The organism is Microbacterium sp. 70-16 (assembly GCF_001898315.1).
Lineage (GTDB): Bacteria > Actinomycetota > Actinomycetes > Actinomycetales > Microbacteriaceae > Microbacterium.
Map to the genome: position 1 here is coordinate 1 of NZ_MKTQ01000002.1, position 21,792 is coordinate 21,792.

The 21,792-nt window shown below is 68.8% G+C and carries 7 protein-coding genes; 5 read left to right on the forward strand and 2 right to left on the reverse strand.

Annotation, left to right across the window (positions count from 1 at the left end):
* Positions 1 to 201: 201 nt before the first annotated feature.
* On the reverse strand, positions 202 to 1,668 hold the full coding sequence (locus BGO46_RS00115; protein WP_292678923.1) for a hypothetical protein: 1,467 nt from the start codon (positions 1,666 to 1,668) through the stop codon (positions 202 to 204).
* Positions 1,669 to 2,234: 566 nt separating this feature from the next.
* Positions 2,235 to 3,149: a hypothetical protein gene (locus BGO46_RS00120; RefSeq protein ID WP_299984937.1), complete on the reverse strand. Its 915-nt coding sequence runs from the start codon at positions 3,147 to 3,149 to the stop codon at positions 2,235 to 2,237.
* A gap of 226 nt (positions 3,150 to 3,375) precedes the next feature.
* On the opposite strand from BGO46_RS00120, the gene BGO46_RS00125 reads away from it, so the two are divergent.
* From BGO46_RS00125 to BGO46_RS00145, 5 genes are all read left to right on the forward strand, one after another.
* Complete coding sequence (locus BGO46_RS00125) at positions 3,376 to 5,505, forward strand: right-handed parallel beta-helix repeat-containing protein (RefSeq protein WP_292678917.1); 2,130 nt, start codon at positions 3,376 to 3,378, stop codon at positions 5,503 to 5,505.
* Complete coding sequence (locus BGO46_RS00130; protein WP_292678915.1) at positions 5,505 to 5,675, forward strand: hypothetical protein; 171 nt, start codon at positions 5,505 to 5,507, stop codon at positions 5,673 to 5,675. The genes BGO46_RS00125 and BGO46_RS00130 overlap by 1 nt, the downstream gene beginning before the upstream one ends.
* Positions 5,676 to 5,888: 213 nt before the next feature.
* On the forward strand, positions 5,889 to 7,055 hold the full coding sequence (locus tag BGO46_RS00135; RefSeq protein ID WP_292678912.1) for a nucleotide sugar dehydrogenase: 1,167 nt from the start codon (positions 5,889 to 5,891) through the stop codon (positions 7,053 to 7,055).
* A 288-nt stretch (positions 7,056 to 7,343) separates the two neighbouring features.
* Positions 7,344 to 21,107 carry an Ig-like domain repeat protein gene (locus BGO46_RS00140; RefSeq protein WP_292678909.1) on the forward strand — a complete coding sequence of 4,588 codons (13,764 nt, stop codon included), beginning with the start codon at positions 7,344 to 7,346 and terminating at the stop codon, positions 21,105 to 21,107.
* Positions 21,100 to 21,684: a hypothetical protein gene (locus BGO46_RS00145; RefSeq protein ID WP_292678907.1), complete on the forward strand. Its 585-nt coding sequence runs from the start codon at positions 21,100 to 21,102 to the stop codon at positions 21,682 to 21,684. The genes BGO46_RS00140 and BGO46_RS00145 overlap by 8 nt, the downstream gene beginning before the upstream one ends.
* Positions 21,685 to 21,792 lie beyond the last annotated feature (108 nt).

Below are 21,792 nucleotides of genomic sequence, written 5' to 3' on the forward strand. Positions count from 1 at the left end.
CGCGGCTCCGCGCTCGGCTTCCGCAACCTCGCGAACTACACAGCCAGGAGCCTGCTCGAGGCCGGAGGTTTCAGACCCTCGCTACACCCTTGATTCCGAAGAGCCTCTATACGAGGTGGTAGGCGACACCGACATCAACAACATCCGCGCTGCGAGCGTCGCGCTGTTCTGGGCAGAAACATGCACTGAAGAGAATGTCGACTATCGCACTGAGCTCGGAAAGGCGAGGGCTCTTGCGCCAGCAGCCCCGCCACCGCGCGCTTCATCCGACGATGCCACGATGAGCCCAAGAACGATGAAGTATATGGCGCATGAGTTCGGACTCAATGCCACTTCATTGAACGCTGCGTTGAGGATGAACGCAAGAGCAAGACTCATTCCGAGAACGTAAACTCGCACGTCCTGGATTCGATGCACAGATCGGATTATCATCGCGAAGAACACGATGTATCCAATCAGGCCGGGAATGCCAAGCTGGCCAATCACCGATCCGAGACCACTCTCGACGATCGCAGAGCCACCCTCGGCCGCTTCGTCGGCGAACAAACCCGCGAGTACACCGGTGCCCCCGAACCCACGCCCAAGCGGGTGCCGGGGCAACTCGACAAAGGCGGCGATCAGTCCGTTGATGTGGGCCGTGGTGCTTCCCGTCGACGAAGACTGCGTAAACGCGTAAAAATAGAGGCCTGCCGCGACGGTAACGACTCCAACTAGGACAAACTCGAAAGCTGATCGGAACTTCCTTGCCCACACGGTGCCGAACGCGAGCAACCCCAGGAGCGCACCTTTGCTGACGACAAGCACGGACGCGACGATCGATGCCAAGAAAAGGACGCGGGATCTCAGGAACCATGCGACCATCAGAAGCGCGAACAAGAAGGTTCCGAAGTTGACAGGATCGGCGAACGGGCCCGCCATCCGTCTGATGAACGTGCCGGCTTCAATCTGCTCCGACGCGTAGAAGTTCCTCGGAAGCAGCGAGTTCTCCGTCACTGCGATGCCCTTGAGCTCCCAGAGGTGGTGGAGGCCGATGGCGGGCCAGAAGTCAGGAACGAGGTATTCGACGATCGCGAACGCCAGCACCACCCATCCGAGCGACACAACGAGGCGAAGGTAGTAGTGGAAGTCGACAAACGCCGTTGCATAGTAGCCGAGCAGGAAGAACAGCATAGGCGCGACCAGATTGCGGGCAGAGGCCAGCGCGCCAACGATGTTGTTTCCGGACACTAACATCAGCGCGGTCCCAAAGAGGACGATCACCACGAGCACACCCAACGTGACCCTAGCCGCGCGTTGCTGCCGCGGATCGAACCCCGTCGTTCTGATCCCCGCGAGCGTGAACAGCAACAGCAATGAGTAGATGAAGTTTGTGATGATGACGACTTGCAGAGCGCTCTGAGGGATCTCATGGGCAAAGGGCGACAGATAGACGTTCTGGAACGCCGACATGACGCTGGGAACGAGCAGGAAGAACGAGACATCGGCGTTCCGACTAGCTGCTACCGCAGCGAACGCGATCAGCACCGAACAGAACATGGTCACTGCGAGGAGGAGACCCGCCTCGCTTCCGGTCTCGGCTGCCAGAATAATGACTGCCAGCCCCAGCCCGAGAATAAGGAGGTGGATCGCGTCTCCTGACCTCGCCCTCGGGACGGATGCTGTCGCCATGCGCCCAGAGTAGTCGCTACTCGCGTCGGTGGCTCATCTGCCCGGTGCGTTGACCGTAACAGCGACCGGCGACTTCTGCATCGCTGGCGCGATCACCCTGAACGTCGTGCTCATCGGTGTCGCCGTCTGAGAAGCGGAGGACGCCGGGTCATCGGGACCCCCAAAACCAGAGAGCAACATGACCTCTACCGGGATCGTTCCTCCGAAGGACGAATGATGCCCGATCCCCTCGGCGCCATGCTCGCCGCCATCGTCGCAAATGGTTCGGCCCGATTGTCGGCATCGTCACCCTGGCCGTCGGCCTCGGGCTGTGGCGCATCAATCCGGCCATCCGAGCCACCGCAATGATCATCTTCGTGATCAACATTGTCGTCGCGGCGCCGTCGGCCCTCGGTGAAGGCACCCAGTGGTCGGTCTTCAGCAGCGCGTTCCTCTCGCCCCCGATCCGCACGTCCGATACGGAGAGTGTGGACCGCAGATCATAGATGTCTGCGGCGTTCGCCACGATGATCGGCCAGACGCTACCTACTCCCCACCGTCACCAGTTCGGCCCAATGCCCTTGTGCTCAAGTTGCGGCCATCGCGGCAGCACGCCAGCGCGCTGCCGTCGCACCGATGTCGCTGAGCTCCACTTGCGAGCTCTGCCGGCCTTGGCCGCGGAGCAGCGCGGCGATCGTGCCGGCAACAGCGGCGGGGCCGTCAGTGCCGAGCCCTGCGATGCTCTCGGCCAGGGTGTCTTCGCGCGGGGCATCTCCCGCGATCATGGCGGTCACCAGCTCCAGCAGACGCGTCGTCATCACGTCATTGACGGCACCGGCCTGTCCGAGCGCATCCCGCGCGCTCTGCAACAGCTGGTCCGCCCCGACAGCATCTCCCTCTCGGGCCCGCAAGATCGCCTCGGAGGCCTCAAGCTGAGCCAGGCCGATCGCAGAGTCGATTGCAGCATTCGCCTCCGTCGCGAGCTCGATCGCTCTGGGCGCTGCGGCGTCTCCGGCCAGTGCGAGGGCACGAGCTAGGTGGCGCAGCCCGCGAGCGGCTTCCAAAATGTCACCCCTGCGCTCGGCGCGTTCGGCCGCCTCCGCGAACCAGCCACTTGCCTGGTCGAAGTTCCCGTTCCAGAACTCGATGTGCCCATGGAGATCGGCGAACCCCGGGGTCTCGCGTGCATCAGCCGACCACGCCTCCAACGACGACCGCGCCTCCTCGAACCGTCCCTCGCGGCCCGCGATCAGCGTGACGAGCTTGTCGCGACGATCAGTCAGCACCGGGTCAGAGGATCCGATCCGCTCCATATACGCCCGAGCAGTAGGCACATCCGCCGACAGCAGCGCCTTGCGCGCCAAGGTAACCCAGCCGAGATCGGCCAGCCACCCGGGCCGCGCGCTGGAGACAAGCTCCCGCACACGCTCGGGGTCGGCCCGTTCATGCTCGATCGCGAGCAGAAGCGACGCGACCGAAGCGAACAAAGTCGGCGGCATCACCTCACCGCTGATGTCGACACCCGCCGCGTTCGCCGCTCCGCCGCGACGCAGGGAGGCGAGGGACAGACCGAGGCGAGCCTCGGCCCCGACACCGAGCGGGGGACCCCTCGCCGGCGGATACCGGATCGCGGGGTGCTGGGTCGCCGGATGCCGGATCGGCGGGGGCTGGACAGCTCGATACGGAGTCTGCCGATGCCCCCGCCCTCGCCGTCGTGTAGCGGGGCTCATGATCAGTGAGCCGCACGAACAACCGCACACCCATGCGTACGACGGCCACATCACGGACGAGGAGCGGGGCGACACGGCGACGCGGCACCGGAAGATCGCACGACGCGTACTAGTCACCTCCGGCATCGCCCTGCTCGTTGCCATCGTCGTGACGCGGAACATGCTCACTGGTGCCAGCGCTGCCCCCTGGGCATCCGGCGCATCACCGTCAGCGTCGGCCGGATACTCCACTTCGGCAAGCGGCCTGACAGCGGACGGCAGCGCGGGCGGGATGACGGCAGACGAAGCGAACGAGGCGCTCGTCGAGACGGCGAGACCGGCACTTGCCGTTGCGGCAATCGACGAGTGGGCGAGCGCGCTCTCGCAGTTGTCGTGGGACGACCCCACGGCGGTGACCAGCTGGAACACCGTCATCCTGCACGAACGCGCGGAGGCATACGGCGCCGGCGATCTCGTCGCGCTGGGCGCGCTGCGCCAGGACGACGCCTCGACATACAGCCTTGTCCGTTCCCTCGTTGTCCGGTCCGGGGCACGACTGCAGCTGGACCTTGCCGGCGTGACCCTCAGACTCCTCAGTGACGACACCGGGGCGTTCACGAGGGTCATCGGGTGGGGCGGCGACGTCGTTCTCAACGGCGCCGCTGAGGCGCCTCTCGTGATCACGTCATGGAGCGACTCGCTCGCCTCGGCGGACACCACGACGGCGGATCGTCGGGGGTTCGTCTGGGTCCGAAACGGGCGTCTCGAGGCGTCGTTCGCCGTGTTCGACGAGCTCGGGTTCTGGAGCGGTCGCACGGGAGGCGTCGCGGTGACGGCAACAGACCTCGGCCTCGCCAGTGTCTCCGTGTCGAACACGACCCATCGAAACCTCACCTTCGGGATGTTCTTGTCGGATGTCGCGGGGGGCTCGATCAGCGATGCAATCGTCGTCGGTGCCGAGCTGAGCGGCATCCGAATCACCAACGGATCGAGTCAGATCGTCGTCTCCGGCACAACGATCAGCAACTCCGGACAGGACGGTGTCCTCGCCGACCGCGCGTCCTCCGACGTGACGATCGAGACGTCGACGGTGTCGGGTGCGACACGCGACGGCATCCGGATCGATGGCACCGCTCTTGCCCGCACAGCCAATGCCGCCGGCGACTCGCCCGTGCCCGGCTCGACATTCACCGTGCGCGAGCTGAGCGTGAGCGACAGCGGCTCTGCCGGAGTCTCGTTCATCTCGGGCAATAAGACCCTGGTCGAACACGCCGACATCAGCGGGGCGCACGCTGCGCTGTTGCTCGAAGGTCCGATCCGCACCGTGAAGGTCGCGGAGTCGACGTTCCAGACGACCGGCGCGGTCGCGGTCGCCGTCACAGGCGACGTGACCGACGCCCAGCTGATCAGCTCGACGATCGCGGCGCAGACCACCGCTGTTAAGGTCACCGATGCGATCCTCGCCGTCAGCGCGAATTCGCTCACCGTCGAAGAAGGAGCCGCGACCACCGTGAGTGGGTCTTCGTCCGTGGAGACGGCGTCGAACGTGCTGCACGGCAGTGGCCCGAGCGGGATCGAGATCGCGTCGACGGCGCATGTCTTCGGCACAGCGGACGACACCTCGCAGTGGACGTTCGTCCCCGTGCCGATCCAATGGCTCAATCGTCATCCGATCGCCTGGCTGTGGGCGCTCGTCCTTGTGATTCCCGTGGTCGGGTTGCCCCTCATCATCGCCAGGCAGCGACGCCACCGCGAACTGCGGAAGCTGCTCGAGGCGGCGATCGTGCGACACGATCACGCAGAGCTCGCCCGGTACGGTCACGACGGCGAAATCTCCCCGACAGAGGCCGCGTCACCTCGCGAATTCGAGGGCACAGATACACGACACACCCGCGACGGCACGGCGCCGGGTACACACGCCGTCCCGCCCCGCGCGCCGGCGCCTCGCGAGGGGGTCTACTGGCCGAGCCGCCTCAGCATCCCACCGCAGGCAGGAGGTTCTGCGGCCTTCGTGCGGGCATCTTCACCCCCCCCGTGCCGTCATCGTCCACGCCGCTGCGTTCCTCTTCGACGTCCTCGCCCGCACAGGCGGGGGTCAGGCCGCGTTCACCGCAGGGCCACCCGCGCAGTCTCCAGGACCTTCGGGTGATGCTCTCCAACCGTGAGTTCGCGTCGATGCAGCAGTTCGCCGTCGCCGCCGTCGTCGAGGCCGGATACCCGATCTCCGTGATCGCTCGACTGTTCCGCGTGCCCGCCTGGCGGATCGAGCAATGGGTAGAGCAGACCGTGTCGTCCACGCCGCGGAATCCCCGCGGGTGATCTTGCGCGTGTGCCGACACGCCCCGCTGTGCCGCTAGTCTGCTATCGAAGCAGACAAGGCACGGCCCTTTTGCTTCGACCCGTATCGACCGCTGACGGCGCCGGTCATCGCCTTGTTGCCAGCAGTGAAATGAAACTGTCAGCTGCTTCTCGCGGGGCGTGTGTGGCGTCCGTGGCATCCACGCACGGAGTTTGGAACGGAGGGCTTTCGCTGTGAAGATCGCCATCGCGGGCACGGGTTATGTCGGACTCTCCAACGCTGTCATCCTTGCCCAGCGCCATGAGGTGGTGGCAGTGGATCTCGACTCCCGAAAGGTGGAGCTGATCAATCAGCGGACCTCGCCCATCGTCGACGCGGAGCTGGAGGAGTATCTTGCGGCGCGTGAGCTGAACCTCACCGCAACGCTCGACGCGGCTTCCGCTTATGCGGGCGCCGAGTTCGTCGTGATTGCGACGCCGACGAACTATGACGAAGTCACGAACTTCTTCGACACCTCGTCGGTCGAGTCGGTCATCGCGCTCGTCGAGCGGGTCAATCCCGACGCGGCGATCGTGGTCAAGTCGACCGTTCCGGTCGGATTCACGGCGCGCATGAATGCGGAACACCCCGAGATGACGATCATCTTCTCGCCCGAGTTCCTGCGCGAGGGGCGGGCGCTCTACGACAACCTGCATCCGTCGCGCATCGTCGTCGGCGACCGCAGCGAGAAGGGGCAGCGCTTCGCCGACCTGCTGCTCGAAGGTGCGATCGACACCGACGTGCCGGTGCTGCTGACTGATTCGACCGAAGCCGAAGCGATCAAGCTGTTCGCCAACACCTACCTGGCACTCCGCGTCGCCTACTTCAACGAGCTCGACACCTATGCCGCGGTGCACGGGCTCGATACGAAGCAGATCATCGAGGGCGTCGGCCTCGACCCGCGCATCGGCTCGCACTACAACAACCCGTCGTTCGGCTATGGGGGCTACTGCCTGCCGAAGGACACCAAGCAGCTGCTCGCCAACTACTCGAAAGTGCCGCAGAACCTGATTGCGGCGATCGTCGATGCCAACCGCACCCGCAAAGACTTCGTCGCCTCTGACATCCTCGCCAAGAACCCCACCACGGTGGGCGTGTACCGGCTCATCATGAAGTCGGGTTCAGATAACTTCCGGGCATCCTCGATTCAGGGCATCATGAAGCGCATCAAGGCGAAGGGTGTCGACGTCATCGTCTACGAGCCCGAACTTGAGGGCGACGACTTCTATAACTCAGAGATCGTGCGCGACATCGATGAGTTCAAGCAGCGGTGCGACGTGATCATCGCCAACCGCAAGACCGACGTGCTCGACGACGTCGCCGACAAGGTCTACACCCGCGACATCTACGGGCGCGACTGACGCACCGGCACCCATGACGGTGTGCGGCGAGCTACCAGACGGCGGGGTTCGTCAAGGCGTGGTTCACGCCGTGCGCGGGCGATTGACAGCGTCATCCGGAACCTCATCGTGCGCCTTCGCGGAATCCGGACGATTCCGGACGCCCCGCATGGGTCACGAGCGTTGCATCCGCAGATGAGATTCCCCTAATCTCGCAGCTAAGGTCGCTTGCGCTCTGGGGAGCAGGAGTCGGCCGATCGGGTGATGACGCTCGATGCTCGCCGAGTTCGACGACTACTGGGGGACCGAGTGCTGTCACGCACCCCGCGCGCGCCGCGCCACCGCAACACCGCCGCGACGGGCGCCCGCCCGCTCTTCACCTGGGTCGCCGTGGTCGTCACAGCGATGCTTGCGCTGCAGCCTCTGCCAGCCGTGGCGGCCGAGCCCACTACGCCGCCGACGGCCGCGCCTGGCGAGCTCGTCGTGCAGCTGGTCACGCCGACCGGATACGTGCCCGCCGCTGGCCTCGGCGCGCCCGACTTCACGAGCGTCGTGGCATACGCCTGGTCTGACAGCGGCATCGACGTGCAGGCTGAGGCAGACGCGAACGGCGTACTGCGCTTCACCGGCCTCACCCCCGGCGACTACCACGTGAACGTCGGCAGCGTCTTCGGCAGCGATCTCGCTGGGGGCTCGTGGCGTGCCGGCCTGCTGCAAGAGACCGGTTTCGGTGTGGGTGGCGTTGGCGATGTGCCGCAAACCGGCGCTTCTGACGACCCGTCACTGATCACGGTCGATGCCGCCGGCACCGTCGTCAGTGCACAGCTGCGCGTGCTGCCCGTGGCGCGCGGTGTCGTGCTCGACGCTGACGCGCTGCCTCTCGCCGGAGCGACCGTCAATGATGCCGCACTCACGGCATCCGACGGCACGTTCGTCGCTCGCATCGACCCCTCCTACCCGTACGTGTGGGTCGATCCGGCAGTCGCAAGCGGTGCGCGGGCGGGTCTGTGGAAGGCCGACGACGAGACCGCCGTGCAGTGGAGCAGCGATGCCACGGCACTCACGGTCGACGACGGCGTCGTGACGCCCGCGCAGATCACGGTCCGCCTGGCCCGCGGCGCCACGATCTCGGGCACGATCACCACCCCCGACGGGCAGCCGGCCGCCGGTGTCTCGGTGTGGACAAACGGCGACGATTACGGCGACGGCGAGACCGACGCGGAGGGCCGATACACGATCGGGGGCCTCGCCTCCGGGACGTACACGTTGAGTGTCGCGAATCTCGCGCCCTACGGGATCGGCGGCTACATCGGGCTCGGCGCGGAGACGGCCGAGCGAGACAGTGCGCGCCAGGTCGTCGCCACGGAGGGCAGCGTCGTCACCGGCATCGACGCGCGACTGCGCCTCGGCGGGGCGATCGGCGGGTCGGCGGACGGACTCGCCGCAGGCTCGTCGCTCTCTGCCTCCGCGTACAACTCCGCCGAAGGCCGCTACCTGAGCACGTGGACGACCGTCGACGGCGGCGACTACCTGTTCGACAGCGCCGCGCAGGGCGACTGGGATCTCTCCTTCTACACGAGCGACAAGAGCCGCGCGGTCCTGCCCGCGTCGACGACCGTCACCGCCGGCGCCACGACGCGCCTGGACCTGACCACGGTCGCGGCGGGCACGATCAGCGGCACCATCACGGGCGCGCTCGCCGGTCAGTGGGTCGACGTGCTGCTGAGCGGAGACGAGGGCGTGATCCAGCAGACCTCGGTCTCCGCCGCTTCCGACGGCTCGGCCACCTACACCCTCACCGGACTGGCGCCCGGCACGTACACGGTGTCGGCGCGCACCTCCTCACCGACCCTGACGACGAACGCGGAGGTCGTCACGGTCACGGAAGGTGCCACGACGACCGTGCCGGCGCTCGCGTTCGACCGGTCGCAGCTCGCGACGGTGCGATTCTCCGTCACCGATGAGTCGGAAACGCCCCTGGCGGGCATCCAGCTCTCGGTCTTCTCGTCGACCACCTACACGAACGCCTCAGCCACGACCGGCTCCGACGGCATCGCCGAGATCGTGATCGGCGCGGGGGAGTACAACTACTACGTGTCGTCATCGCAATACAGCGCGGTCGGCGGCACCATCACCCTCGCCGCGGGAGCGACCCTCGACGTCCCCGTCGTGGCCACCCCCGTCTCGACCGTGCAGCTGACCGTGCACTCGGCGGGCGTGCCGGTCGCCGACCGCTATGTCGAGGTCGTCGACGACGACGGCATCGGACACGGCGGCACGACGGATGCTACGGGCACCTTCTCCTTCTGGCTGAGCCCGGGCACCTACACGACTCGCATCAACACCCGCATCGGCGAGGACTCCTCCTACAGCACCGCGATCGCGCCGCGCGCGCCGCCGTTCGTCGTCACGGAAGGCACTCAGCAGGTCACCGTCGATGTCGGCCCGATCGGCGAGCTCGACCTCACCGTCCGCGACGCGGCGGGCGACATCATCTCAGCCTCGGTGTCGCTGACCGACCAGGCGACGGGCGACCAGGCCGGATTCTGGATCGACGGGGCCTCGACCCTCTCCGGCATCCGCCCCGGCGACTATCTCATCAGCGCGCAGATCGACGGCGACACCTACTACTACCCCGGCGTCTTCGACTCCGCCGTGGCGACGCCCGTGACGATCAGCGCCGATGAGCCGCGCACCTCCATCACGATCCAGCCGGAGCCCACCGAGCTCGTGGCCTTCCACGGCACGCTCACCGATGAGCACGGGTCGCCGGTGGCGGGAGAGACCGTCCGGATCGAGGTCCGCGACGAGAACGGGTGGTCTTCTCGCAGCGTCGATGCCGTCAGCAAGACCGACGGCACCTACAGCGCGACGCTGCCGCGGTGGTCGCGCTACTCGGTCAGAGCGGCGGCGAGCACCGACTCGGTGTACGTGGGCCAGTACCTCAACGGCGCGATCGGCGGCGACGAGATCGTGCACGACTTCGTGCTCGCGGTCGGTGCCGTCCTGACCGGCACGGTCGTCGGCGGTACCGTCGCCGACCCCAGCGGAGCGACAGGTGCACAGCCGCTCGACGGCGCACTCGTGAGCAGTTGGTCTGGATACGCGGAGCGTCAGGCCGTGACCGACGCCGAAGGCCACTACACGATTCGGGGACTCACCCCCGACGCAGACCCGGGGCTCTCGTTCAGCTCGCGCGAGAGCTTCCACGTCTCGGGTGACGCTGTCGGTGTCGACGGCCAGACGACCGTGCTCGAGCTCGGGGGCATCCCTCGAGTCACCTTCGGGTTCCCCGATGGAGTCGATGGTGGCGACATCAGCGTGGGATTCTCATCGCCGGATTGGTCCACCTCTTACAGCGGGTGGGTTGACGCCGGTCATACCTGGGAGCAGTGGTCGCCGATCTCGGCGGGCACGGTGTCTGTCACCACCGGCGACGCGGAGTGGACCGCCGTACCCGGGCAGAGCTTCGAGGTCACGCCCGGCGAATACGCCGACGCCGTCGTCACCCTCGAGCGGACGGCGACCATCAGCGGCACCGTCTCAGCCGGCGGAGTCGCGCTCGCACGGGCGGGTGTGTCCGCCGACCTCGATGGCGACGGCGCCAGCGACCGCACGGTCTACACCGACAGCGACGGCACGTACCAACTGCGCGTGCCCGCGGGCGCCGCACACCTCTCGGCGCGCTTCGACGGCACCGACCTCGGCAGCGCTGACGTGACGACGGTCAGCGGCGAAACCTCGGTCGCCGACATCGACAGCGACGCGCTCGGCTGGCTGCTGCGCGTCGACTTCGTCGACGAAGCCGGGCAGCCGGCAGACGCGAGCAACACTCGCGTTGAACTGGTCGATCCGGCCACCGGCCACAGCCTCGGCAACGCGTGGCTGTACGGCTCAACCCTGCAGATCAGCGGTGCGAGCTACGGTTGGCTCGACCTCACCCACGTGCAGCTCTATCTCACGGGCGGCCAGACGTACCGCGGGGGATACCTCACCACGGGCGGCGACCTCAGCGACGACCGCAACGACGCGGCCATCATCAGCGTCGGCAGCGGCACCTACGAACGCCGCTCCGCGACACTCACCGAAGCAGCCGCACTCACCGTCACCGTTGTCGACCGGTCGGGCGCACCGCTGGCCGCCAAGCTCGTCACCGTGGGCCGTTCCCCCGTCTACACAGACGAGCTCGGCCAGGCGACGTTCGTCGGCTTGACGCCCGGCACCGCGACTGTCACCGTCAGCGCCGACGGCCAGACTGCGGCATCCACTCCGGTCGCTGTGCCGCTGACGGCGGGGCAGACGGCCCAGGCGACGGTTGCCGTCGACACCTTTGGCGTGTTCACCCTGACGGCCGTCGACGTCGATGGCGCGCCGATCGCCTATGCCGCTGTCGACCTCACGAACGGTGAGCAGACCACGAGTGTCATCACCGACGAAAACGGTGTCGTGACCCTGACAGGGCTGCCCGGCGTCACCTACACGCTCGGCGCGCACGCGTACGGCTACTTCTACACCTACTTCGGAGGCGTCGTCGACGCCGCACAGGCGACCCCGGTCACGTTCGCGCTCAACACCGAGGCATCCGGCGCCATCGTCATGCCCCGGCCCGGAACGCTCTCGATGTCGCTCGAGCTCGCCGACGCTGCGCGCGAGGGCGAGTGGGCGACCGTCGACGTGATCAACGCGGTGACCGGCGACGTCGCAGACCAGCGCAACCTGGCGCTCGTCGACGAATCGGCCACCTGGTTCGAGAGCATCGCCCCCGGCGGCTACCTCGTGCGCGTCACCTCGCCGTACTACCAGACCCGCTATCTCACCGCCGATGGGTGGACGGCCGACGCAGCCGAAGCGGATGCCCTCGTCTTCCGCGGCGACGGGGCCGATATCGCCCGCTCGATCACGCTGGCCCGGTCGTGGTCGACCAGCAGCATCACCGTTGTCGACGCACCGACCGAGGCCGTGCCCTACGGCACCGGCACTGCGCTGACCGTCCAGGTCGACGTCGACGGCGCCGGCGCCGCCGACTGGCTCGAGCTGACAGCCACCATCGGCGACAACACGATCGACGTGCAGCAGCTGCCCGGCAACGGCGGCACCACCTCCCTTGCGCTGCCCGCAGATCTCGTGCCCGGTGACTACGAGATCACGTTGACGGTCGGCGAAAGCGGTGCGGTGCGCGGCAGCACCCTCACCGTGCCGGTGAAGATTGTGCGCGGCGACGCCACCTTCACCGTCTCGACCCCCGGCGACAGCTATGTCGGCGACCCGGTCGAGGTGCACCTGGCCGCGTGGGATGCCTGGGGTGACGCGATCGTCGACGGCACCGCGGTGCTCACCGTTGACGGCGCCGAGTACACCGTGGCCTTCGACGGCGCGACCTCGGTGAACCACGTGCTGCCCGGCGTGCTCGCCGAGGGCACGCACACCCTGACCGCGCGTCTGCTCGAGACGGCGCTGACCAGCGAGGCATCTGCCGAGGCGACCATCACGGTCCGCAAGGCATCCGTCACTCTGAGCGCTCATGCCGAGACGAGCCCCGTGCGCTTCGGCGACACGGCGACCATCACCGTCGCCGTCGACGCCGGCGCGCGCGAGATCGCCGGCGAGATCATCATCCGCAACGGCGGCCACGAGCTCACCCGCGAAACGGCCACCGACCGCACGAACCTGACGATCGAGACGTCGGTGCTCGGGGCGGGCACCCACACGCTCGAGATCGAATACACCGGCCGCGACACGCTCGAGAGCTCTGCCACCACGGTCGAGCTCACCGTCGCGGGCCAGCCGACGACCACCGTGGTCGGCCCTGTCGACGACGTCGTCTACGGCACGAGCTTCGAGGTGACCGTCGACGTCACCGCGCAGATCGACGGCACACCCGAGGGTGAGGTGACCGTCACAGTGGGTGGCGTCACGGCATCGAGCACCCTCGAGAACGGTACGGCGGCCGTGCGGCTGCCGGGCACGGTCGCAGCCGGTACTCACGACATCGTCGCGATCTACGCCGGATCGAGCGGACACAACGCTTCGACCTCGGCGCCCGTCCCGGTCACCGTGACCCCGGCAGCCGCGCGCCTGGTCGTCACCCCGCCCGGCGACGGCACCTACGGCACCGAGACCACGGTCAGCGTCGGGGTGAGCTCTGCCACCGGTGCGACCGCCGCAGGGCAGGTCGCGCTGCAACTCGACGGCACCACCGTCGACGAGAAGCCGCTCTCGCGTGGCGAGGCATCGCTCACGCTGCCGGCCACCGCCGCGGTCGGCGTGCACACACTCACCGTCGTCTACTCAGGCTCGGCGAACATCAGCTCAGAGTCGTCTGCGCCGATCACCTGGCGTCAACGTACCGGCCCGCCCGTCGTCGCGCTCACGCTCGACGCGGCCAGTGTGCCGCTCGCCGAAGGCGACAGCGCCCACGTGACGGCGACCCTTGAGGCGACCGGTGACGGCACGACGGCGCTCAGCTACCGTCTCACGTGGGGCGACGGCACCGCCGAGGTCACCGGCACCTACACCGGCACGCTCGCCCTCGAGCACGACTACACGACCGCCGGGCGGTACATCGTGCGCGTCGAGGTCACGGCCGAAGATGACACCGACACCTACGTCACGGCGCGCAACGCCGCCGTCACCGTCTACCCCGACGTGCCGCTGACCGCCGTCGCCGGCGACGCGCAGCAGGCGTCGGCGGGGGAGGACGTGTGGTTCGACGCGACCGGCTCACAGCCCGCGCTCGCCATCGACCGCGTCGAATGGGACTTCGGCGACGGCCAGACCGGCGAAGGATGGCACACGAGCCACACCTACACCGAGGCCGGCGTCTACGACGCGACCCTCACCGTCGCGATCGGCACCCAGACCGCCACCGCCCAGACGCGCGTGACCGTCGTGCCGGCCGACACAAGCGGCGTCACCGTGACCGTGCGCAGCGGCGGTGCCCTGCTCTCGGGCGCCACTGCCACCTTCATCACCGCCGACGGCGCGCGCGTGCAAGCCGCCACCGATGGCACCGGCATCGCCCGCCTGCGCGGCGTGCCCGACGGCACCCAGCCGATCTACATCACGGCATCCGGCTACCTGCCCGTCGCGGGCGAGGTGCTCGTGGTCGACGGTTCCGGGTCGCTCGAGGCCACCCTCGAGTCGGGTGAGATCGCTGCCAGTACGCTCGAACATCGCCCGCTCACCTACGACGAGATCATCGAGCGGGGCATCAACCCCGACGACCCCGAGAACCAGAACATCTTCCTGGCCGAGATCCACCTCGCGATCGTCAACGACTCGACGCCCAGCTCGACGCCCAACGTCGAGCTGGTCTACGGCAGCGGCGGGGTGCGTGCGGTGCACTACGGCGGCGACGGCTGGACCTCCGGCTCGGGCGGCACCGGCTACTACAACGGCTACGCCTACACGCCCACCATCATCGAGGTGGGCGGCCACCAGGCCGTGCAGTGGATGATCATCCCCGTCAAGGGCAGCTGGCTCAAGGAGTTCTTCGAGGCCCGACTGGTTGTGCAGAACCTGGCATCCGCCCCCTTCACCTTCACCGGCGGTGTCGCCGAGCTATCGCTGCCCAACGGGCTCACGCTCGCACCGACGGCGCAGCGGCAGTCGGCCGCCGTCGCGGTCGACGACATCGCCGGCGGCGAGAGCCGCAGCATCTTCTGGACCCTGCGCGGTGACATCGAAGGCGAATACCCGCTCTCGGCGCGCTACACGGCGACCCTTGCCCCCACCGGCGACGCGATCGACGTCATCGCGCATGCCGAGAAGCCCCTGAAGGTATGGGGCGGCTCTGCGATTCGTTGGGCGGTCAAGGCCGACCCGAGCACTGAGGCGCTCGACCCGTTCCGCATCACGCTCACGATGACCAACCAGACGCCCGCCGACACCGGCGTGCCGGTGTACAACCCGACGTTCCAGATCTCCCAGGGAGCGGGCTACCTGCTCGCCCCCGAAGGTGTCGTCGCCTACACCAAGCGTGTGCCGGTGCTGCTGCCCGGTGAGAGCGTCGAGATGGACTTCTCGTTCTATTCGCTGCTGACCGGCACGGTGAACGTCGACGACCCGCGCTGGGCGCAGAGCTTCATTCTGCCCACCGGCGGCAACGTCGAGGTCGAATCCGAACCGATCACGCTGCACGAGACCCGCACCGAGGCGCTCAGCGTCGAGACCGCGTGGGTCACGCTGCCCGACTCAGACGGCGGTGGCACGGGCCTCGCGATCGCGTGGGAGACCGTGAATGGCGCCGCGTCGTACACCGTGTGGGGGCGCAACACCCTCGACGCCGCCGAACCGTGGACGGAGGTCGTCGGCGGAACGCGTGACGGTGCTCCGGATGCCCGTGTGCTCGCCGCCGACAGCGACGAGATCTTCGAGTATTACACGGTCATCTCGCACTTCGCCGACGGCAGCACCAAGCCGGCGCACCTGATCGCGCCGATCGCCGAGAAGGTCGCCCCTGTCGCGGTCGACCCCGCCGACGTCATCGACGTCTCGGACGCGTCGTCGCTCACCCTCGGTGGTGCCTGCTACGACGTGCTCATGATCGGCGTCGCCGGCTCCGACGAGCCCAACACCATCGGTGTGCCGCTCGCCCGCGTGCGCGAGGGGCTCGCCAGCTCGCTCACCGAGAACGGCGACGCGCTGCGCTCGTTCCGCGCGGTGTACCTGCAGTACCCGGCGCTGGCCGTGCCCGTCGTCGGCGCGCTCGATGTCAGTGTTCCCGAGTACTTCGGCAGCATTCAGACCGGCATCGACAACCTGAAGACCTTCCTCACCCAGCGCGCACAGCAGACCGGGTGTGAGAACGAGAAGTGGGTGCTCGCCGGCTATTCGCAGGGCGCTCTCGTCATCTCGCAGGCGCTCAACGACTGGAACGACGGCACCGCCGCACAGGTTCTGCCGCACTCGCGCGTCGGCGGCATCTACCTCGTCTCGAACCCCGCCAACTACTCCGGCAACGGCGGCACGCGGCTCGGCACGAGCGCGACGGCGACCGGCGTCACCCTCGGCGGCGACTATGACACGGTGCTCGATCTCACCGACCGCCACGTGATTCCCGCGTCGCTGCGCGACCTCACCGTGTCGCTTTGCGACCAGGATGACTTCGTGTGTGCGACGAGCGACACCGTCACACCGGTGCACATCGGACTCTTGCTCAACCCCTCGACGCGGCTCGCCGCGCTCGGTATCACGGCGGTCCAGGCGATCCACGGCATCAAGGTCCACACGACGTATCACGAGCGGTCTGACAGTGTGCTGCTCGGGATGGGCGCGACGGCGGCTGCGCGCCTGCTGACGGTGCCCGTGCCCGCCGCGTCGTCGGTTGACATCGTCGCCGCGACCGGCGACACCATCGGCATTTCGCCGATCTCGCTCAAGAAGCTCGGCGACAGCTCGACACAGCCGGGCGACGTCACCGCGCAGTGGACTCTGCCGGATGCCTGCACAAGCGCCGAGCTGCAGATCACGACGGACACCCTCAGCGCCGACCCCGCACTGAACTTCGCCGGCTCGCTCACCGGAACCGCCGGCGAGGGCTATGCGAAGTGTGCCCTCTCGGTCAGCACCTCGGTCGGCGGCAAGAAGACGGAGTTCACCGGTTCGCTGCCGGTCACGGTGCGTGCCGGCTGGGCGGCCATCGCCTCGCAGGCCCAACCGCAGCAGACCGTCAGCCCCGACTACGTACTGGAAGAGCTGCGCACGCGCGTGCTCGACAAAGACGGCAACCCCGTCGTCGGCGCCGAGGTCTACTTCAGGGTGACGGGCCCGGCCGAATTCCCCAGCGGCGGACAGGTCGTGCGCGTCGTCACCGACGCGCAGGGCTACGCCGTATCGACGACGCCGGTGCCCACCGGGGCCGGCGGCGTCGTCACGGCGACCGCTGAAGTGCCGGGCCTGCCGATCGTCGACCTCGGCGCCAAGACGCTGCAGCCGGGCCTTGTCGACGGGCTGAGCGCCGAGATCACGCCCGTGTACGACCGCCAGCGCGAGCAGACAGTCCTGGGCATCCACCTCGCCAACGACACCGACACGAGCGCGACCTTCACGATCGACAGCGACTTCGGCGGCGCCACAGTCACCGTCGGAGCCGGTCGCAGCGTCGACACGGCCGTGCTGACCGGTACCGACGTCATCACTGCGGGGGCGGTGCTTGTCACGGCCGTCACCGGTGGCGAACACAGCGGCGCCTGGATCGACTATGACGCGTACGATCCGCACACGGCATCGGTCACCGCCGAGATCGACAGCGCGACGATCGGCTACGGCGCTCGTCTTGACGTGCGCGCTCTCGTCAGCAGTGCTGCCGGGCCGGTCTCGACCGGCACCGCGACGCTCGAGATCGACGGTGCCGCCGCCGCAACCGCCACGCCCGTCGACGGCGAGGTCACCTTCACGGTGCCCGCGACGCTGGCACTTGCGACGCACGACATCCGTGTCGTCTGGGTCGACGCGGCCCGCACCGCCGAATCCGAGACGATCGAGCTGACCGTCACCCGTGCTGCGAGCACGACGACGTTGACGACGCCGACCGACCCCGTCATCGTCGGTGCGCCGGTCACGGTGAGCGTCGACATCATGGGCACGGGCGTCGCCGTCGGAGACACCGTGACGTTGATCCGTGCCGGAGATGCCCCGATCAGCGCCACGGTCGGCGCAGGCGACCTTGTCGCAGGCGGCGCACGCGTGAGCATCACGGTTCCGATCTCTGCCGTCGGCGCCTACGCGCTGACCGCTGAGTACAGCGGACCCTTCTCAGAGACCAGCACCGACACCGGAACCCTGCGCGTGCGCGCCGGCACGGCAACGGCCGCCACGATCGCTGCCGTCGCCTCGGGTGCGGCTGGCACGCTCGAGGTCACCATCACGGCAGTGACACCGGCGGCAGCGGCACCGACCGGTACCGTCACGGTGAGCGCGCCGGGGTGGAGCGAGGCACTCACCGGCGACGTCATCGACGGCGTCGCGCAGATCACGGTGCCGGCACGTCACGTCGGCGACCTCGAGCTCACGATCGCCTACAGCGGAGACGACAGTCACGCCCCGAGCACAGCGACCGTCACGAGCGTCGTGAACGCCGCGGCGAGCACCACCACGCTCGACCTGAGCCCGGCCACCGGTGCGTATGGCGTCGACCTCACCGCCACCGTCGAGGTCACCTCGACCGTCACCGTCGAGGGCTCCGTCGCGCTGTATGCGGCGGACGCCGGCGGCGCGCCCACCGGCACAGCCCTCGCGACCGGCACCGTCACCGCCGGCGCGGCGTCGCTCGCCGTTGCCCGCCCCGACGCGGGCGAGCGCCGACTGGTCGCCGTCTTCACGTCGGCCTCGGCCGAGCTCTCGTCGTCGACGAGCGCCCCCGCGCGCCTCACGCGCACGCCGCTCGCCCCAGCTCTCACCGTCGCTCTCGGCGCATCGAACGTCGGGGTCGGCACAGAGGTCACCGGAACCGTCGCCGTCACCGCCCTCGGCGCACAGCTCGATGGCACCGTCACCGCGACGCTCGGTGACACGACCGTCGCCGCGACGCCCGTCGCGGGCGGATGGCAGTTCGCGCTGCCGACCACGGGCGCCGCCATCGGGGCCAACACCGTCTCGGTCGCCTTCGTGCCGGCATCCGGCAATTACACGGGCGCGACGGGACAGACGGTTGTCACGGTCACCAAGACGACCCCGGTCGTCACCGCGACCCTGTCGGCCGCGCGCATCGCGGTCGGCGAGACCGCGACCCTGCGGGTGACCGTGGTCGGCGGAACCGGCACCGTCGAGGTCGCCGGCGCCGGCCCCGTGACCAGCCTCGCGCTCGCGGGCGACGGAGCGGCATCACTCGAAATCGGTCCGCTCGGCGCCGGCACCTACCCGATCACCGTGACGCTGCCGGCGACGGCCACGACCGAGGCATCCAGCGCCACGACCACCCTCGAGGTCTCGCTGCTGCCGGGAGCTGTGACAGCCTCGGCCTCGCCCGTGCGGTTCGGGGCGAGCCCCGCGATCGTCGAGATCGGCTTCGCGGGAGTTCCCGCCGGGGCAGATGCCCCGACGGGCACGGTGACCGTGCGAGAGGGTGAGACGGTCTTGGGCGTCGCGGCGCTCGCGTCGGGTGGTGCGCAGGTGACCCTGCCGGCACTGACCGCCCGCACGCACTCCGTCACCGTCGACTACGCAGGTGATGCGCGCTACGCCGCGTCGAGGATCGACCTCGACGTTGTGGTGACAACGGCGCCCAGCGACCTGCGCGTGGACTGGCCGGGCGCACAGACCTTCGGAGCCGTCGCGGGCGAGATCGTCGCGCATGCGACGGTCGACGGTTCAGCTGCGCCGGCGGCTGCCGTCGAGCTGCTGCTCGACGGGGCCGTCATCGACACGGCGACCCTCGCCGCGGGCTCGGCCCGCTTCGCGCTGCCGACCGAGCTTACGGTCGGTGCACACGCCCTAATCGTTCGCTACGCCGGAACCTCCGATGTCACCGGCAGCGAACGAGCCGGCAGTGTCGTCGTGAGCGCCGCAGCGACCACCGCGACCCTCACGGCGCCGACCTCGGTGGTGTTCGGGCAGAACGTGACCGTCGTGGCGACCGTGATGGCAGTGCACGCGGTGGCGCCCGGCAGCGTCACCGTCACGATCGGCGACCGAACCTTTGCCGGCACGCTCGTCGACGGTGCCGTGCGCATCGACATCGATTCGACGCTGCTCGCGGCGGGCGAGACCACGGTGCAGCTGACCTACCCGGGCAGCGACGGGTTCGCCCCGTCGACCGCGCAGGCGGGCTTCACGGTGACGCCCGCGGCCTCGCAGACGGCGGTGAACGTGCGCGCGTCGAGCGTGCCGACGGCGCTGCTCGAGCTGCAGGTCGCCGTCACCGCGGGCGGGCTGCCGGTCGGCGGCACGGTAACGGCGACTGCCGCCGGCGGCCCCGATCTGACCGGCACGCTCGTGCCCGGCAGCACCGGCGCGACGGCCGTGCTGCTCGTGCCCGAGACGATCGCCGACGGCGACTACCGGTACATGGTCATCTACCCGGGCTCGGGTGGCATCGCACCGTCGGAATCGGTCGAGGTCGAGTTCACCATCTCGCGCACGGGTGCGTCCGAGGGCATCACCGTCGGCGGAACCGACGACGAAGCCACCGCCGGAGACACCCAGACGCTCGTGATCTCGGGACTCGAGCCCGGTACCGTCATCCACGTGTACCTGCACTCCGACCCGATTTATCTCGGCAGTGCGACAGCGGATGCCGATGGCGTCGCGACCCTGCGGTTCACGATCCCGCGCACGCTCGAACCGGGCACGCACCGCATCGAGGCCCGTACGCCGGTGGGTGTGGTCTCTCGCCTCATCGAGGTCGCGCCGCTGCCCGACGACGAGGAGACCGGCGGCTCGGGTGGCACCGACGGCGGTGGCACGGGCGGCACGGACGGCGGCACGGGCGGCACCGGCGGTGGCACGGGTGGCACGGGTGGCACGGGCGGTAGCGGTGGCACGGGTGGCACGGGCGGCACGGGTGGCACGGGCGGTAGCGGTGGCTCGGGTGGCACCGACGGCGGCGGCACGGGCGGCGGCACGGGCGGCACCGGGGGCGGCACGGGCGGCACCGGCGGCGGCACGGGCGGCACGGGCGGTACGGGCGGTACGGGTGGCGCCGGTGGCACCGGTGGCACGGGCGGCACGGGCGGCACGGGCGGCACGGGTGGCACCGGCAGTACGGGTGGCGCCGATGGGTCGGGGACGACGTCGGGCTCGACCGGGTCGGGGGCGACCTCTGGTGGCTCGGGCGTTCGAGGGTCGGCATCGACCGGCACAACGGCGGGTGGGTCGTCTGCGACAGGCTCGGCGACCGATTCGTCCACCGGCACACCGACCGAATCGTCCACCGAGGAACCGACCGATTCGGCCACCGAGGAACCGACCGACGAATCCGCTGCCGGATCCGACGCGACGCCGGTCCCTGAGGCTCAGGCTGAGGATGCCGGGTCACCGGTGGTCATCTGGCTGACCGTCGGTGCGATGGTCGTCCTGCTCATCGCCGCAGCCGTCGTGTTCTGGGCGCGCCGCCGCAGGAGCGTCGGTGTCTGAGCGGCGGCGCCGGGCGGGGCGCGCACTCATCGGCGCCGCCCTCGCGGTGCTCGCGCTCGCTCTGACCGCCTGCGGGGCCGCCGAGCCCGCCGTCGCCGAGCAGCGCGTGCTCGTCATCACCGACGAACGCGGCGGCGACGCGGGGTCGGCCTGGTATGACCTCGTGCGGCGCGAGCCGGGGCTGCAGGCGCAGATAGACGCAGTCGCCGGCAGCGGATACCTGACCGCCTCGCCCTCATCGGTGGCCGATCGCGCCGCCGCCGCCGGCGGCCAGTTCGACGCCGTCGTGCTCGCTCTTGGCGGCAACGACGTCACCACCACACTGCCGACAGAAGTGCGCGAAGCGCTCGTGCGCGATGCGATGAGTGCGTCCGCGCGCTACGCGCCACGCGTCATCGTCCTGCCGCCGTTCGGAGTCACCGCTGCTGATCTGGACGCGTGGGATGAGACGCTGCGCACGGCCGCAACGCAGACCGGCGCGACCTTCACCCCGATCGACCTCCCCGCAGGGAGTGAGGCCGCAGCACAGGCATCCGCGATCGCAGCCGCCGTGGTGCTGGCCGTGCGCGCCCCGTAACGATGTGGCCGCGGTTTCACCTACGACTTTCGTCGTAAACCAAAAGGCGCAAAGCGCTAGGGTGAGAGGTGCCGCGAAGATTCGGACGAGACTCGAGAGGTCCACGAA

Coding starts and splice junctions, on each gene's coding strand:
- BGO46_RS00115 (WP_292678923.1), bottom strand. CDS start 1,668: ATGGCGACAGCATCCGTCCCGAGGGCGAGGTCAGGAGACGCGATCCAC.
- BGO46_RS00125 (WP_292678917.1), top strand. CDS start 3,376: ATGATCAGTGAGCCGCACGAACAACCGCACACCCATGCGTACGACGGC.
- BGO46_RS00130 (WP_292678915.1), top strand. CDS start 5,505: ATGCTCTCCAACCGTGAGTTCGCGTCGATGCAGCAGTTCGCCGTCGCC.